The 15,581-nt window shown below is 59.7% G+C and carries 16 protein-coding genes and 7 pseudogenes; 5 read left to right on the top strand and 18 right to left on the bottom strand.

Features of this window, described 5'->3' with window-relative positions; genetic code table 11:
- The first annotated feature begins 78 nt into the window (after positions 1-78).
- Positions 79-1,145: pseudogene (locus ACFQH2_RS18850) on the top strand (CNNM domain-containing protein).
- Positions 1,146-1,317: 172 nt separating this feature from the next.
- Here ACFQH2_RS18850 and ACFQH2_RS18845 read toward each other — a convergent pair.
- From ACFQH2_RS18845 to ACFQH2_RS18790, 12 genes and pseudogenes are all read right to left on the bottom strand, one after another.
- A pseudogene (locus ACFQH2_RS18845) lies at positions 1,318-1,958 on the bottom strand (DUF6735 family protein); the annotation flags it as partial.
- A 377-nt stretch (positions 1,959-2,335) separates the two neighbouring features.
- A pseudogene (locus ACFQH2_RS18840) lies at positions 2,336-3,584 on the bottom strand (glycosyltransferase).
- Positions 3,585-3,921: 337 nt separating this feature from the next.
- Positions 3,922-4,104 (bottom strand): annotated as a pseudogene (locus ACFQH2_RS18835) (hypothetical protein); the annotation flags it as partial.
- Between the two features lie 387 nt (positions 4,105-4,491).
- On the bottom strand, positions 4,492-4,860 hold the full coding sequence (locus tag ACFQH2_RS18830; RefSeq protein WP_377050831.1) for a transcriptional regulator: 369 nt from the start codon (positions 4,858-4,860) through the stop codon (positions 4,492-4,494).
- 4 nt (positions 4,861-4,864) lie between these two features.
- A complete protein-coding gene (locus tag ACFQH2_RS18825; RefSeq protein WP_377050259.1) occupies positions 4,865-5,962 on the bottom strand; it encodes a DUF5305 family protein in 1,098 nt (365 codons plus the stop codon).
- The gene (locus tag ACFQH2_RS18820; RefSeq protein ID WP_377077039.1) at positions 5,959-6,201 is read right to left on the bottom strand and encodes a hypothetical protein; all 243 of its coding nucleotides are present in this window, start codon (positions 6,199-6,201) and stop codon (positions 5,959-5,961) included. The genes ACFQH2_RS18825 and ACFQH2_RS18820 overlap by 4 nt, the downstream gene beginning before the upstream one ends.
- Before the next feature lie 250 nt (positions 6,202-6,451).
- Positions 6,452-6,811: a hypothetical protein gene (locus ACFQH2_RS18815; RefSeq protein ID WP_377050813.1), complete on the bottom strand. Its 360-nt coding sequence runs from the start codon at positions 6,809-6,811 to the stop codon at positions 6,452-6,454.
- A complete protein-coding gene (locus ACFQH2_RS18810; RefSeq protein WP_377050811.1) occupies positions 6,808-7,434 on the bottom strand; it encodes a signal peptidase I in 627 nt (208 codons plus the stop codon). The genes ACFQH2_RS18815 and ACFQH2_RS18810 overlap by 4 nt, the downstream gene beginning before the upstream one ends.
- 16 nt (positions 7,435-7,450) lie before the next feature.
- Positions 7,451-7,975: a hypothetical protein gene (locus ACFQH2_RS18805; protein WP_377050254.1), complete on the bottom strand. Its 525-nt coding sequence runs from the start codon at positions 7,973-7,975 to the stop codon at positions 7,451-7,453.
- 115 nt (positions 7,976-8,090) lie between these two features.
- The gene (locus tag ACFQH2_RS18800) at positions 8,091-9,530 is read right to left on the bottom strand and encodes a bacterio-opsin activator domain-containing protein (protein ID WP_377077037.1); all 1,440 of its coding nucleotides are present in this window, start codon (positions 9,528-9,530) and stop codon (positions 8,091-8,093) included.
- A gap of 5 nt (positions 9,531-9,535) precedes the next feature.
- Positions 9,536-10,567: a PAS domain S-box protein gene (locus ACFQH2_RS18795; protein ID WP_377077117.1), complete on the bottom strand. Its 1,032-nt coding sequence runs from the start codon at positions 10,565-10,567 to the stop codon at positions 9,536-9,538.
- A gap of 220 nt (positions 10,568-10,787) precedes the next feature.
- Positions 10,788-11,686, bottom strand: a pseudogene (locus ACFQH2_RS18790) (SOSS complex subunit B family protein).
- A 74-nt stretch (positions 11,687-11,760) separates the two neighbouring features.
- Here ACFQH2_RS18790 and ACFQH2_RS18785 point away from each other — a divergent pair.
- On the top strand, positions 11,761-11,928 hold the full coding sequence (locus tag ACFQH2_RS18785; RefSeq protein WP_377077116.1) for a hypothetical protein: 168 nt from the start codon (positions 11,761-11,763) through the stop codon (positions 11,926-11,928).
- Positions 11,925-12,284, top strand: coding sequence for a hypothetical protein (locus ACFQH2_RS18780; protein WP_377077115.1), 360 nt, complete (start codon positions 11,925-11,927; stop codon positions 12,282-12,284). The genes ACFQH2_RS18785 and ACFQH2_RS18780 overlap by 4 nt, the downstream gene beginning before the upstream one ends.
- Positions 12,285-12,465: 181 nt before the next feature.
- Here ACFQH2_RS18780 and ACFQH2_RS18775 read toward each other — a convergent pair whose 3' ends face one another.
- From ACFQH2_RS18775 to ACFQH2_RS18755, 5 genes and pseudogenes are all read right to left on the bottom strand, one after another.
- On the bottom strand, positions 12,466-12,795 hold the full coding sequence (locus ACFQH2_RS18775) for a hypothetical protein (RefSeq protein WP_377077114.1): 330 nt from the start codon (positions 12,793-12,795) through the stop codon (positions 12,466-12,468).
- Positions 12,792-13,132, bottom strand: a pseudogene (locus ACFQH2_RS18770) (type II toxin-antitoxin system PemK/MazF family toxin). The gene ACFQH2_RS18775 and the pseudogene ACFQH2_RS18770 overlap by 4 nt, the downstream one beginning before the upstream one ends.
- A pseudogene (locus tag ACFQH2_RS18765) lies at positions 13,129-13,489 on the bottom strand (MarR family transcriptional regulator). Before ACFQH2_RS18765 ends, ACFQH2_RS18770 begins: the two co-directional pseudogenes overlap by 4 nt.
- Before the next feature lie 90 nt (positions 13,490-13,579).
- Positions 13,580-13,906 carry a DUF7558 family protein gene (locus ACFQH2_RS18760; protein WP_377050799.1) on the bottom strand — a complete coding sequence of 109 codons (327 nt, stop codon included), beginning with the start codon at positions 13,904-13,906 and terminating at the stop codon, positions 13,580-13,582.
- On the bottom strand, positions 13,906-14,196 hold the full coding sequence (locus ACFQH2_RS18755; protein ID WP_377050797.1) for a hypothetical protein: 291 nt from the start codon (positions 14,194-14,196) through the stop codon (positions 13,906-13,908). The genes ACFQH2_RS18760 and ACFQH2_RS18755 overlap by 1 nt, the downstream gene beginning before the upstream one ends.
- Before the next feature lie 135 nt (positions 14,197-14,331).
- Here ACFQH2_RS18755 and ACFQH2_RS18750 point away from each other — a divergent pair, with 135 nt between their 5' ends.
- Together ACFQH2_RS18750 and ACFQH2_RS18745 are read left to right on the top strand one after the other, a co-directional pair.
- A complete protein-coding gene (locus tag ACFQH2_RS18750) occupies positions 14,332-14,622 on the top strand; it encodes a UPF0175 family protein (protein ID WP_377050795.1) in 291 nt (96 codons plus the stop codon).
- Complete coding sequence (locus ACFQH2_RS18745) at positions 14,623-15,141, top strand: DUF3368 domain-containing protein (RefSeq protein WP_377050793.1); 519 nt, start codon at positions 14,623-14,625, stop codon at positions 15,139-15,141.
- A 25-nt stretch (positions 15,142-15,166) separates the two neighbouring features.
- Here the strand turns inward: ACFQH2_RS18745 and ACFQH2_RS18740 are convergent, their stop codons facing one another.
- Positions 15,167-15,577: an SWIM zinc finger family protein gene (locus ACFQH2_RS18740; protein WP_377050791.1), complete on the bottom strand. Its 411-nt coding sequence runs from the start codon at positions 15,575-15,577 to the stop codon at positions 15,167-15,169.
- Positions 15,578-15,581: the final 4 nt, after the last annotated feature.

Below are 15,581 nucleotides of genomic sequence, written 5' to 3'. Positions count from 1 at the left end.
TGTGTACCGTGCCTTTTGTGCCTTCGTCATTGTCCTGATGTGAACACTATTTTCTGTCTACTGTCGGTATAATAGATGATGGAACCGCTCGAGATCGGACTACGGATTCTCGGTGGTATCGTCCTTATCGGGGTAAACGCCTACTTTGTTGCAATTGAATTCGCCCTGACCCGTCTCAGGCAGTATCCCGAATCGGAGTTCAACACGCCTGGACTCGAACTCGCCTGGGAGATGACTAACGACCTGGAGTTTTATCTGACGACGTGTCAGGTATGGATTTCTGGGACCAGTATTGCGCTGGGGATCATCGCCGAACCCGGACTCGCAGCCCTGTTCGAACCCTGTTCGAGAACACGACCCTCGCATCGATCGGGGCTGGTTCGCTCCTCGGATTTCTTCTCATCAACCTGGTTCATCTCACCCACGGCGAACAGACACCGACGTACCTCGGCGTTGAGCGCTCCAAACAGGTCGCTCAGTATGGAGCGCGACCACTGTACTGGTTCTCCAAAATACTCGCTCCGGCCATCTGGGTCGGTGACTCGGTTGCAAAAGCGACACTCGGCCTGTTCGGCATCAAGATGACCCAATCGTGGACCGAAACCGGTGAGGAAGTTATCGAAACCCGTGCGGACCTCCGAAACGAGCTTGGGTCGGTGCTCAACGAGGGTGAGTTGGCCGAGGAACGCAGTGAGGAGGTTATGAACGCCTTGGCCATCGGCGAGCAGTCGGTGGGAGAAGTCATGATTCCGCCCGAGGAAATCGTGGCGCTGTCTACTGAGGATGATCCTGAATCGAACTTCCGGAAACTCGAAGAGCACCCACACACGCGGTATCCACTGATCGGTGAGGACCTCACCGAGTTCCGTGGCATCGTCTACAGCCCGGCCCTGTTCAACCGCCGTAAGGAACTGTCTGCTGGCAACGGTGCGTTTACTGAATTGGCAGCACCGACGATGACACTCTCACCGGATACCGACGTGAGCGACGCGATCGATCAGTTCCAGGCCGAACGGCAGGAGATTGCCCTCGTCATCGAAGACGGCGACGTGGTCGGGCTGGTTACCGTCACCGACCTGCTGGAGACGATCATCGGTGACCTCGAAGACCCACTTGACCAGGACAATCCCGATATACTCGACTAAAGAAAACATGCGCGGTCAGATGGCAGGTTTCGTTGCAATATCGGACCGATAGCTTCGACTGACTTGCACGGAGCCTCTTGCTGCGATACCTCCCCCAGGTGGTGAACGGAACCTCTGTATCTTGTACGCGACTCGTATCAACTGCAGAGGATCTCAATAGAGCCGGATCGCCCTTTCTGAACGGCGATTCCCTGGTCGGAATGAGCAGTTCTTGTTGATCGCGACCCACTCGGCCAGCTTCCGTTTCAGATACTGCCTCGCCGCCGACGGTGTGAAGACGCCTTTGTCGATTATGTCGCCGCCGACGTCTTTGAGGGCCGCGAACTGCCCTTTCAGGTGGCCGTCGCCGACCGGCTCGCCGTCGTACCAGCGCACCGTCGCAAGCGCGCCGTTCCCGACCGTCTCTCCCTGTTCGACTGTCTCCGAGTCGTACTGGAGGCCGAACCACAGCGTCCGATACGTAGTCACTTCGAACGTCGTCGACACCACGTAGAACGCCTCGTGGTGGAGGTAGTCGAGGTGGTCAGCGATGATCTCCTCCAGCGTGAGGCCGGTGGTGCGGGGCTTCGGCTCGACGAGAGTTGCCGGTCGGTCTTCGCCGGCGAGGTAGCCGTCGACGGCATCTGCCTCGAGGCCATCGGCCAGTTCCGCGATGAGCTGTTTTACCCACTTCGAGTCGGTGTCCTCGCCACCGAACGGCGTTTCAGCCGAGATTCGGTGCTTCAGCTTCAGGTTCTCAGTACCTCAGTGACTGTAGTGAAGCGTGTACTGTCCGTCGGTTCGTTCGTACGCAACGAGTGCGCGATGTCCCATCGAGCAATCACCTTGCAGGGCAACCCGCGACTGGTTCGCCCCGCACCCCTTCCGGGGGACGAACAACACTACTCGTCGATCGGTTCGGGGGAACTGAAATCCGCGCGGAGGGCTTCGACGCCGTACGTCGGTCTGTTCCGCCCCCTCCAGCAACTCAGCGATAACCAGGCGTTTGTGGCTGTCGTGTTTGACCAGTGGACGATTTCTGGTGTATCGTTGTCCCTTTCGGTCGGTTGTCTCGTCCGTCGCTATCGAACACGAGCGGGATAGGCCAGCGCCTCTCACCCATCAGGAGCTATACCGACACACTCGACGCCAACCGAACCCGCAGATGCGTCGCTTGCCTGAAAATCAAGACAGCTGCTGGACGTAATTGATCACTTGCTACCTACCTTCGTCGTCACGCGGAACGTCTCCGGTGGGTTGAGGAGACCTGCGATTGTCCCCATCGAGTGGATAACGGTGATCACCGGCGCCAGCGGGAGTGCCAGTATCCACTGACGGTGGTTGTCACCGTAGTAGATAACACCCAGAAGGAACCAGCCGAGCGTACACAGCGCCAGTCCCATGGACGCCACAAAGAACAACCCGCTATAGACGATCGTCACGCTCAGGAGCGACAGCGGGACGACGAGCAGGGTGACGATCGGCGAGAGCGCCCAGGCGTAGTTCCGCACCCGCGTCAGTACCTCGTACCGCAGCGGGAGCATCGCCGATGCCTGCACGTTGCCAGCCGCCCAGCGGCGACGCTGCTGCAGGATCTCGTACAGCGATGGCGGCGCCTCGTTCCGGCAGACCGCATCCGCCAGTGCGAACGTCACGTCGAACTCCTGAAACGCTGCCCAGACGAACGCGGTGTCCTCGACCAGCGTCTCACGATCCCATGTCGTCTTCTCTTCGACCTCGGTGCGAACAGCGATCCCGCCACCCCACGCGAACAGCGGAATCGAGAGTCGCGCGAATGCGCGCTGTTCGAACTGGACGCCCATCCGGTACATATCGGCCAGATAGCTCAGATTCGATCCCGTGCGGCGAGGTTTCTCGCGGAGTTGGACGATATCTGCATCCGGGAGCCCGTCTAGTGACTCGACGATGCTGTCCTCGTCGAGATACAACACGAACTCCTCCTGACAGTCCAGCGCCTGCCGCGCCCACTCCTGTGCGCGGCCCTTCCGGACTGCACGACACGTGAAGTCCTCTGGGACGACGTGGACTGTCGCTCCAGTCACGTCGATGGCCGATTCCGCGATCACGTGCACGTCCTCGAGCCCCTCGGGCAGGGAATCGACGGTCTCCTGGACGACCTCAGCGGCGTCGACAGTCATAATTCTGAACTTGGATGTTCTCAAGGCCGTATTCGTTCGGCGGCGCCTCGTAGCCCGCCCCAACGACAGTCGTGAGGACGAACCAAACGAGTGCGGTGGCCCCGAAAAGGAGCGTCACGCCCCAGAGCGTGAATCCGAACAACGACGCGAGCCCACCATCCATGACGGCGGTGGTCGTTGCCTCCGCGTGGCCGGGGGCGGTACCCGGCTCGGAAAGAATGGTCGGTGCGAACAATGTCGCGGCCCCACCGACGAGGAGCGCCAGCGTGACCACGACCAGTGCGATACGTTCGGTGTTCATTATGTCGCCACCTCTCTCGCCAACCCGTATGAACCGTCCAAACGCTGTATCTGGATTCAGTCGTCTTCCCTCGGATTCACGGTTTTAATCCCGTTTAACTCGGACTAATCGAGGGACTGCACCGTTGTGGTCTCTGTTAGTCTGTGAAGAGGTACCGACCCACATGATAGCAGAATACGCTGCCGGACACCCCGCGTGACCGTGTCGCGCGCACCGGATCGCTTTCCGATACTGGAACTGCCGAGCGTGCGTCGACTGCTCCGTACACCCTCATCGAGGGATGTTGTACCGGCTCTGGAACGCCTCCCCTGAGCGTGGATGGAGACGCCAGTGAGGGGTCCGCGTGAATGTTCGTCTCGTCTCCGGCATCCGGCCGTGTGAGAAGGCTCACCTCTCCCAGGAGGCTTCTCGTGATCTCGACTCGTTCTCGATCCGCGTCGTCCAACCGGTCGACGTCGAGCCGATTGAGATTGCTGAGCACACAGTGCATCCGTTTACCCTGTTGGAACTGTTGCTCCACTGGAAGCGCCTCACCGCTCGCCGGCGCGGATAGGCCACCGTGACTGACGTCGGCCTTGCGGGCGTTCGCAGTGTTAACCAACAAAACGCGGTCTCGTTCGTCTCTATTGGTTAATCGACGAGTCCGTTTTCCACTATTCGCGAGCGGGCCCGTGACGAGCTGTGCTACATACGTGGCACTCCCAGATCGGTTGCCCCGTCCACGTCTCATCAGGGACCGAGTCGTGGGTACTGAATCGATGGGCAGTTGATCGCTCGCAGTGCTGACGGTCGAGTCGCTCTCTGGATGGTTCCGTGGCTTCCTTTCTGGACACCTCCCGTTCGTTGGTCGTGTCACTGAGAGCCATCTGATAGCCCTCGCACCCTTTCAGAGGGTGAAAACAAGTGGCTAGTCCGCGCTAGCGGGAGTACTGTCTACGTCGACGTCGTCGAGAAGTGGGTAATCGATGTGCATCTCGATTTTATCGAAGGGGACAACTGGCTGGATCGTTCCGCCAAGGCCTCCCTCCTTGAGCTCGAGGATACCCAGCACGTCCAGCTGTTTCAGATCTGCATGGATATCGGAGACGTCGCGGTCGACGAGTCGTGTAGCCTCACGCATGCTGGATGGACGCTCTTTGGCGATCGCCTGGATGAGATCAAGGCGCAGCGGAGTGAGGCTGTCGACGAGATCGTCATAGGTCCCGAACTGAAGTACTGCACGCTCATCGCTTGCATCCAGTCCATCAGCCTCGGCAGTCTGAAGTGAGATCTCGATACCGTTATTTGTCGGTGTCTTGCACCTCCCTATTGAATAAAAACCCGGCAGTGGTATCCGGACGGAAGACAAACACGGCCGCGTCTGTGAAAACGGCATAACGACCCTGCTGTGAGTCGTGGATCACGCGTGTCTCGGAGTCGATAGCGATATCGACGAGGCCTTCGAGCGAATCCATCGGGATAACTTCTAGATGCTTGGAGAACGCTGTCGGCAGGTCTCCGCCAGAGATCCACTCGTCGTAGCGCAGGCGATGGATCCTGTCACGCTCGCGATCAGCATCGAACTCCCTGCGCCCGTATCGTGCGGCGCCGAGGACCACACCACCGATCACCGAGAGGACCAGGAAGACCAGGGTCATGTGGGGGACAATGACGGAGCCAGCCACCGGAGACGTCGTCTGGAACACTTTGTCGCTAACTGGGGCGGCGTACGACGCCGTCGTTCGGTGTTCCTTGCTAACCGAAAGAACTGGGACACGGTAGGAGTCAGGACTGACGGTGAGTTCGGCCCGATCCTCGAGAGATCCTTCATAATCGTCACTGGAATAAGTGGTTTCGACGTGGAGATACGCGTTGACACTGCCAGCATCCCCGATCTCCGCACGCATCTCCCGCAGCGTGTCGGCGAGATCCGCGCTCTGAACCGTTGCCACACTATCGACGGTGGCGGCGTTCCCTTCTATCGTTCCGGATGTAGACGTTATCGCGTGTTTCTGCCGTCGAAATACGCCGTCCTCGGTCGAGGATGCCGTGTACAGGATCGAGACCTGCTGGTCGACAACGACGTCATCCGGCGGTGCTCGTGTCGTCGCGGTCACCGTAACACTCGGGGAGACTCCGCGGAGATACACAGGTTCATTGGTTAGCTCCTCGCCAGCCTGGTACATCGCGTGGTCGTTCTCGACCGTCGCTGTCGTGGTGGTCCCTGTTTCCACGAGCGACCGGTCGGTCACCTCAGTCACAGCCATCGTCGGCGGGAACACCATCGTGACGGCGACACCGATAAAGCCGACTAACAGCAAGAGAGCGCCGAGTTGACTAAGCATCCGGCCGTTCTCTGAAAGGAGATATCGAACTTTGGCGGCGCCAGTGGCCATCATTGAGTGGTATCCTCGATCGTTGCACTCCGATTCGTGGCGACGGCGTCGATACCGACGCTGTCAGCGGATGTATCGAACACGATTTTCTCATCGACGTAGGTGTCGTCGTCCGGTATCGCAACGTCAACAGCGACACTCTCGGTCGCGTCGAGATCGACAGTATACTCGTCCCCGACAGAGATACCGTCGACCACGAGATCTGCTTTCGTGGCCGACGCGTCGTTTAGCGTCACCGTCATCGTGGCGGTGTTTTGGAGGTTGTTCGTGACGACGACGAGCTGGTCCGTGTGACCGATTCTGACGCCTGTCGCGGTGTCGAGCGCGATGAGAGCCTGTGGGTCGTCAGTGATGCCGAGGGTCGCCCCCGGTCGACATCCGCGGTCGAATACGAGGCCGCAGGTAACAGCGTCGCGCCAAGTAGTAACACGACTAGTAGTAACACGGTAGCGGGAAGTACGCGGCGGGACCGCGCCCGAGAACGACCGCTACTCATCGGAACTCCCACCACGAAGTACGTGACCGGGATCGCAATTCGATCGGTGCTTTGCCATCCACCACGAGCCAATGTACCCCGTAAAGCGGTGTGACGACCGTGCCGACAGAGGCGATCGCCGCCGCGACTGGGTGAAGCGTATGAAGGCTGCTCATGATTCCATAGGGCAGGACGGCCGGATAGTAGTGGGAACTCACCGTACCCTCGAGGGCGCCGGTACTCGTCTGGGCGGGGACCCTGACGACAACGTCGGAGCTGCCTCCGTTCGCGCCGATATCGAGAACCGTAACGCCAGCCCCCTCGACGAACTGGTAGGTGAATCGTGGGGCGCTTGCCACCTCGACGGACCGAGTCACCGACTCTCCGACCGGAATGATGCGGCCACCGCCTCCACCGTCGGTCGTGACCGCAGTAAACGCCATCTCGTAGGTCGGCGCCCCGTAGGCTGCGCGAGAGCACTTCCGAGGACAGCAGTGATGACAAGCGGTGTCATCAGATCGTTGACGCGAACGACATCGCGAGCACGGGGGTTCCGCTCGATGAATCCGCCGGCGAGTATCACCGCGAGCACGCCGAGTGGCCAGTACGTCGACAGCACGGCGACGACGCTTCCAAGCCGTGGAATAACGATCGGCTTGTTGCCGATGGTGAGGACTGTGCCGACGACACTGGAGTCAGTCACGACAGGATGGCCGGCATCCTGATCAGTCGATGGATTGTTATCACCTTTGGTAATATACCCCTCGTCGGTAAGGGCGACGACACGGTGGGTAACGTACTCGTCGCGGGTTGTGGAGTCGAACACGATGATGTCGCCCGAGGTGACGTCGCCAGTCGGACCGACGACGTAGCCGTCACCTTGCCCGATGGTCGGTTCCATACTGTCGCTGTATACGTACGAGAGCTGGAGCGGCGTCCCTGGCAGTAAGAGCAGGAGCAGACCACCAACCGCTACGAACGCCAGCGCTCGACGAATCATTCGCTGGACCGTCGAATTAGTTCGCCGTGAAGGTGAGTGTCCCGTCCAGATCTGTCGCACCCAAGGCTACCCCTGTAGTGTCAACGGTCATGACAACGCGGACCTCCTGAGCGGCAGCGGCCGTCCACGTTACGTCTGTCGTGTCGTCGACCGTACCAAGAGAGACAGCATCTGTCCACCCATTTGTGCCCTCCTCGAAGAGATCAAAGGTGACACCCGCGGTTCCGTACCCGAGCGTAAAGCTGCGCTCACTACCGTCGTTGTTCGTGATCGAGAAGGCGTGAGCCGTATCAAGGCTAGTCGAGTCGCCGAAAGTGAACGAACCGTCTGTATTCAGATCGGCCGGCGTGATCTTGAGGAGGTCACCGGTTTCAGTGATACCGTCGGTCGTCCCGGCGTTGAGGCCGATGAGTGCTGTAGAAGCGTCTGTTGCGACCGTGAAAGACGCATCTCGAGTGACGCTGGCGCTGGTGTATGCAGCCGTACCGACGCTTGTTCCGAGAATCGCTCCGATGCTTCCGATTACAGCTCTTCGTTGCATACAACCCCATTATAGCTGGAGACGGACAGGCGTCTCCGTTGACGTTCCAAGCGCCGGCCGTCGAGATGCTTGGATAGTAAACCCCCACCCCTTCTGAATCACCCGCCAGCACAGTTTACTCGTCGTTCGCCGACACCGTCCGGGTCTGGCGGAACGCCTCGTCGAACAGCTGTCGCTCCGCGGCCCGGAGATGCTGGTACACCGCTTGGGAAGAGATACCGAGTTTCTCCCCGAGTTCTTTCCCGGTGCAGTGACGCGGGGACTGGAAATAGCCGTTGAGATACGCGGTATGAACGACCTCGCGCTGGCGCGTCGTGAGCGACTCGCGAAACGCAACCAGTCGCTCGTAATCGCTGCCGTCGGCGTTCTGTGTGCCTTTCGAGACCAACTGTGCGCTCGGATACCGATCCAGAATATCCGACGCGACATCCCGCAGGATATCCGTCTGTGCGATCTCCAGACCGACCTGAACGGAGTTCGGGGATGCAGATAGCTCCGAAATTCTGACCGGGTATTCCCGCAACTGCGCTCCGAGAAGTGGGGTTTCGAGATGAAGCTCGACGACACCGTCTGGCCCGTTGTCGGTCGCGATAGTTGCCGATCGGACCGCACTCATCGTGGCAGCAACCTCCGTTACGCTCTTCAGCGACGCCTCCTCGACAGCAGCGAACACCCGACAGGTGGCACCCGGTTCGGGAATAACCCCTGTCACGTCGAGTTCACAATCGGCGTCAGCGGCAAGCCGCCCGAAAAGATGATCAACGCCATCGATCTCGAACGCAAGTTCAGTTGTGGCACCCGACTGGAGCGCGTGACGCTGCTCGACGGACTGAAGTGTTTCGCCCACCGAGGATGCGATAGCCGACAACATTCTCTCGAAGCGCCCGCTGAACGCGTTCTGATCGGCCGACAGAACCGAGAGCACGCCGGACGTAACGCCATCTACCTCGATCGGGATCGCAACGACGGATTCGACACCGTACGAGAGCGCGGTTTGCTTCCACGGCTGTTGACGGATATCGATCGCCGTGTTTGCGACGCGAACCGAGCGGCCGGTCTGGAAGGCGACTATCGCTGGCTCTTCGCTCGAATCGAGCTCTAACGTAATATTGTCGAGATACTGTGGAATATTACCCGCCCACGCGCGACGATCCAGCACGCTCTCTTCAGTCGGAACGCCGATCCACGCGAGCTTCACGCCCTCGATATCGCTCACCTGGTCGCAAACTGCCTCGAATATCTCGTCTCGGGTTTCGGCTCGTAACAGGGACTCGTTGAGTCCTCGAAGCGTTGCATTCACACGTTCCAGACGGTGGAGTTCCTCGCTCTGTCGACTGATCTCTTGTTGGCCCGAATTGATCTCCTGTTCCCTCTCGAACCGCTCGAACGCCGCCGCAGCGGCGTTAGCCAGGATCTCCACGAACTCGCTATCGTGGGGCGCAACCGATCTCCTGTCGTCATACCCGATCGCGAGCACGCCTGCAGATCCAATCGGCATGAACAACGTCAGTCCGTGACCTGTGTCGTCTCCTGCCGCGGACCCAAAGGTCGACACATCATCTACCTCGATCGGACGGCCGTCGATGAAGGCACGGGCAAGCGGGTGATCCGGATCGAGTGGGACCTCGCAGCAACGCTCGGAAGTGACATCGCGTCCACGACCTCCAACCAATTTTTTGACGATACGTGGCGGAACACTGCCCCTCGATCGGCAGCAAGCAGGTTGTCGACCGTGGACAGGACGCTTCCGGTCACCTGACGCGATTGATCGGCGGCGACGATATCAGTGACTGCTGTATGTAGCGCCGATAGCGTTTGTTCGTACCGCCTACGGTCAGTGATGTCGCGGGCCTGCGTCAGGACCAGCGAGCGACCCTTCACCTCGATTGGTTTGAACTTGAATTCCACCCAGAAGCGCTCGCCGCTCGCTCGCTGACAGCATTCCTCCGTGCTGGTCATTCCATCAGTCGCCGCTCGCTGGAAGTGATCGCTCAACGTCGTTTCCTGATGGTCCTGTCGCGGAATACTCCAGAGATCGTTCAAACCCATCGACAACAATTCCGCTCGCTCTACGCCAAAAATCTCCAGGAAAGCCGGGTTAGCGTCGATAAACGCTCCGGTCTCGGGATGGTTTAATGCGAAACCCTCGGCGGCTAGCTTGAAGAGTTCGCGATAGCTCATTTCCGCTCGCTCGCCTTCCACCACGTTCTCGATGCGTTGAGCTAACACCGGGAACTGCTGTGCGATATCTGACTTCCGAAAGTAGTCTGTCAACCCAGCTGAGATCGCCTCGCTGGCGACCTCCTCGGACCCTTTCCCCGTCAGAAGAATAAACGGGAGGTCTGGCCGGTCGGCACTCACTGCCCGGAGAAGCTCCAGGCCGTTCATTGTCGGCATTTCGTAATCCGAGACTATACACTCGATATCGGTATCAAGCCTATCGAGGACTGCAACTGGATCCCCAACGGAAGTAACGGTAAACGCCCCGTCGACCTGTTCGAGGCTATCCTGGAAGAGCGTCCGCATCTGATTGTTGTCGTCAACGTGGAGGACGTCGATAGAGTCTTTTTTTATGTAGGATTCTTTTGCCAATACCGTGTGCAATCCACTGGGTAGTTAATATCTTTTTGGCTCATTTTCTGTTTATATTATTTGCTGAATGAAAGCGGCTCTAATCTAGTATGAATCCGCTTACATTCGAATACGCTAGGTTGTGGCTGCGTGCGCAGCGAAGCGAGCAGGGAGCGGAGGGTGGGGAGGCGGGGCCTGGGTCGGTCCGGCACACAATAAAAAAGAAGGTCGCCTCACCTGGCTACGCGTCCCACCACCGACCGCGCTCTGGGAACATAACGGTGCTCCACCCAGTGACGGCCAATGAGACACGCCCCTCGTACCAGTTCCGGGACGCCCCGTGAATGCGAACGCGCTCACCTTCTTGGAGCCACTTCGCGTTTGACGCCTCCCAGATCGTCACTCGTGTTCGCCCACTGTCGTCCGCAATGAGCCCGACTTGCGCTATGTTTGGATGCGATGGATCCCATAACGTCTCGACCCGCCCGTCGATGGTTACCTCGTTTCGAGCGACCTCCTCGAGCTCTCCGATCGGGACTGCATGGCCACGCGCCCTCTCGCACGCTTCGAGCACGCTGACGACCGCGCCAGTGATGCTCTTGCCACCAACGATCGCCTCGCCCAATCGTCGACTGATCGCCGCTCGGGACCAGCCATCGAGCTTGTTCGCTAACCTTCGGGAGTGTTTGTTCACGGCCGCCAGTTCCTCCTGTGCGAGTTCAGCCCTGGGATCGTCGCGCTCTGGATCGGCCCTCGGATCCACGCTCGCCGCCCGCTTCTGGAACTCTGCACGCCGCTCAGTGCTCCGCTTCGCCGCGATATCTCGCGTGCGCTGCTCCCGACCATCCTGTGGTCCCAGCTCGGCCTGGGCACTGATGCGCTCCAGTTCGGCTTCCCGCGCCCGAATGCGCTCTTCCTGTTCGAGGGTGACACCGTGAATCCGGTCCTCGCTCGTGTCCGCGATCCCATCCGGGTGGTTCGCATCCACCTTCGCCTGCGTCTCCTGCTCAACTGTCGCCCCGAACGCCGGCGTCTCGTCGACGACCGGGAAGCCATCCTCATCGACCGCCTGCTCGTCCGCGTTTTCGAATGCCTGTTCATCCACCGTAACGACCTTGCTACAGAGTTGTTACTTGACATTGGATCTCACCAAAGACCGAAGGCGTTCACGCGCCACCACCGCGATGCTCGTACATCGCGGTTTTCCGACGACAATGACCGACAGAACCATCTGCGCGCTCTCGCTCGCGCCTTCGCGAGCGCCCTCCTGGGCGCGAGCGAGAGCGCCAAAGGAAGGCCACCCAACCAGCACCGCGCGCCAGCGACCCGCCCGGAGCGAGCGGCCAGCACTCAAGCCGGTTTCGTGTCCGTCGACCGAGTGACCAGCGGGAGCGACGGAGACGCAACCGAAAGCGAGCTTGGTGCTGGCGCCGAGGGCACATGCATTTTAGCCCGGAACGCGGTCGAGCGGAGCGAGATCGCGCCAGCCCGGAATGGTCGGTCGCGAGCGAAGCGCGGCGCGAACATCGTGAGCGCCGCGATGCGAACGGTGACCGGAGGGAGCCGTGAGCAAGCGGAGGGCGGCAGCGGCGAGCGGGGCGGGCCGTCACGTACATACCTGTCAGCCGGCCACGTTGCTCGGCCAGCCATCTACCGTCCTGGCGGACTCAGAAAGGGTGAGGCCGCCTCGGCCACCGGGAGACACCGTCTCCCGAGCTCACGACGCAAAGCGCCGTGAACGTCCCCCGACCCCGCAAGCACCGCAGGGACGAGGCGCACAGCGGTGTTCTCGTGAGCCGTGCGGGACCGGAGGTCCCGCTGGAAGCCGGCGCTACGCGCCGGCGACGAAACAAACGAGGGCAGCGAGACTGCGTCTCGCGCGGTCGCGGGACGTCGAGCGGCCGAGGGCTTTCACAGAGTTATGTCTGGGACTCTGTATTCAGCTCGCTAAGAACCCGGGTCGCGACCGTTCCAATTCGAACCCCATCGAGTGCAGCAACATCGTTGTTAGCAGCGGCGGTCCGAAAGAGGACGCCGTCAACAAGAATCAGGCGGATGACCGCTCGGACGATTGCATCCCCGTAACGGTCGACTACCGTGGCTATCGTAGCATCGAGATGCGCATCCGGGTGATTCGTTCGTGGATCTGTAGCCCGTTCGAGCATGCGTTCACAGACCGTATTAACGGACGCGTGCATTGGGTTACCAGTTGGCTCCTGGACATCGTACATGGGGACATGGTCGGTCATTCCTTGGTCGGTGGTTCGAGGTAGGTTTCGAGAGCGTCGACAACGGTCCGGACGAACGACTCATTCAGGCGACCCTGCCGCCGGACGATCGCGGCGTGCTTTGGCGACGCAACAGCCCACGGTGAGGCGTAGCTCTGCCGAGGCATTCCGCCCTCGACCCAGTCGGCGTCCTCGAGAGGAATCCCTTCGTCGTGGGGGTGGTCGTCAGCGTGACCGGCATGTACTCCTCGTCGCCGAACGGATGGCTGTCATTGTTCAGGATCAGCCACGGCCGCGGATTTTCACCCGACTTGAACGGATCCGGCCCCCAGACGACATCGCCGCGCTGATAGGTCATTCAGTATCCTCGTCGTCGACGGCGTGCTCCAGCCACTCGTCCATGTCCTCCTCACCGAAGCGGTCGTTTGCGGCGCGCGAACTCTCGACCATACTGGTGTAGGCGGCCACGTCGTCGGCTTCACCGAGGGCCCAGTAGTTGCCTTTGTGGCGAACGAGCCCACGCTCCTCGAGGCGCGAGAGAACGACGCTGATGCTCCCGGCTTTCACGTCGGTCGCTTCGCGAATCTCGCTCTGGGTGAACGCCTGGTTAGGGTGGGCGGCGAGGAACCGCATCACGCGGTCGGCATTCGTCTCCCCACCATTCTGGAGTCGGTCTTCAGGGGAGGATTCTGAACGTCTCGATGTCGATGGGCATATGTATTTCTTTGTCAGTAAGTGTATTAGATGTATCGACGTATTTCTAGATAATACAATTTAAAGACATTTGAGGAGATGCGGGAGATGCCTACTGCTCAACCATATGCTTCTCAAGATCGCGTGTCCAGTACGTCGCCAGCCCGCCCGGGCTACAGTGTTCGCACAGCTGCAACGGGCCTTCGAGGTGGCCGAACTCGACGCGGAACCGCGTCAGTGCCGCGAGGGCATCGACGACCAGCCCCCACCCGTCACAGGCGACGTGATCACGCTCGTCGGGATCCGGTCGCGTCTGGATGACGCAATCAACATAGATCGGGTGAGTGACCCGCTCGTCTTGGCCCCAAGTATGGACCTCGCCAGTCTCGGTGCTGGACGGAGCGTCGCAGAACGCACAGCCGACGAGCGTCAGCTGCATCACTTGCCCTCCGCATCGACGTCGCGATCGGCCGTCCAGCCCCGGTGGAAGACGGCCAGCTGCGTCGATGAGTCGAATGCGGTGCCGCTCGGCTCGTGAACCAGAACTTGGTTTTCGGGAACGGGTGCAACGACGTCAGCGTCGATGAGCTCGCTGATAAAATTGCGAGCTGTCGTGTTGTCGACGTCTGCCGTCTCGATGCTAGCTATGTTGTGGTCCTGAGCGAGTAGCTTTCGCTCGAATTGTTCGCAGTCGGCACTTGTGTCGTCGTGGGGATCGGGACCTCTCATGATGAATCACGCTGCCCACACTGTTGCGCGCTGCACGCATCTTGGCGCGAACAAACAGGCCGTGTACAGCAGTGTTCAGTCGGTGTTAGTTGAGTTGCCGAAGCATATGTATACGATGAATACAAAGTATACAGCATGGGAACGATCTCGGCACGCGTGCCTGATGAGTTAGAGGCTGAACTCGAGGCCTATCTCGAGGACGAGAGTCTTGATCGTAGTACTGCGGTCCGGAAGCTCCTTTCTGAGGGCCTCGAAGAGTGGCGTCGCGAACAGGCACTTGACCAACTTTCGGCTGGTAAGATCACGTTCAATAGAGCGGCCGAACTGGCGGGGATGTCTGTCTGGGACTTCGCTCAGCTCGCCAAGGAACACGATATTACGTGGGTTGCTGACGACCATATCGACGACGACCTCGAGGCATTGTGAATGTGGGTCTTCGACGCGACGCCGCTCATCTACCTCGCGAAAGTTGATCGACTCGCGCTGGTTCAACATCTGAATGAACCATGTGTGATCCCCGAACGAGTCTATGAGGAGGTCGTCACAGCAGGTATCGAAGCAGGATATCCGGATGCCCGCCGCATTGAGCAGAGGGTCGAAACTACTCTATTCGACATTGAATCAGTTGAGACAACCCCGCTACTTTCGCAGCTGCAGTCGAATCCAAACCTCAGTGAGGCCGACGCCGCTGTCCTGACCTGTGCTGATGCTCACGACGGTGTAGCTGTGATGGATGAAACGTATGGTCGCGACGTTGCAGCGATCGAAGGGATCACGACTCGCGGAACAGCCTTTCTCATCTTGAAGTTCGCACAGTCCAACGCAATCTCCGTCGATGAAGCTCGGACAGTGATCGATGCAATGATTGATGAAGGCTGGTACTGTGCCCCTGATGTCTACACGAAGATCCTACGAAAACTCGATTCGTTCTCCGAGCAAGAGTGAAGTCTAGCTCTACAATAGCTCCTTATTATATACTCCGCCGTCCAGTCCGGACACACTCCCAACAGGGAAGCCGATCCGGATCGTCCGAACACTGACACTGGTCCGGCCTGCCTGACTCTCGCTCCGTCTCGCTTTCGAGAGAGACTTCCCCACCGTCGGCACGGACCTGCCGCTCCACAGCGGCGTCGACGATCGGCTGGCGAATGGCGACCGCAACCCGGTGCTTGCAGGCGCCCTCGTAGTGTTCATCCGCTGGACACTCACAACTGGCTGGCACGCCATTCTCGACAGTCACCACGTACTCGTGAGCTGTTGGATCGGCGTGACTACAGTTCCGAACGCGGACGCCGTCTGGGACAAGCTCGAACTCGTAGGCCTCGTACTGGGCACGCTTTGCAACACGGTCGGTGTACGAAAGGTGCTCAAGTGGATGCATTGTG

Source organism: Natronoarchaeum sp. GCM10025703, assembly GCF_042661985.1.
Classification (GTDB): Archaea; Halobacteriota; Halobacteria; order Halobacteriales; family Natronoarchaeaceae; genus Natranaeroarchaeum.
The sequence above is the reverse complement of the archived record's forward strand: the minus strand, read 5'-3'. Positions and strand labels throughout refer to the sequence as shown.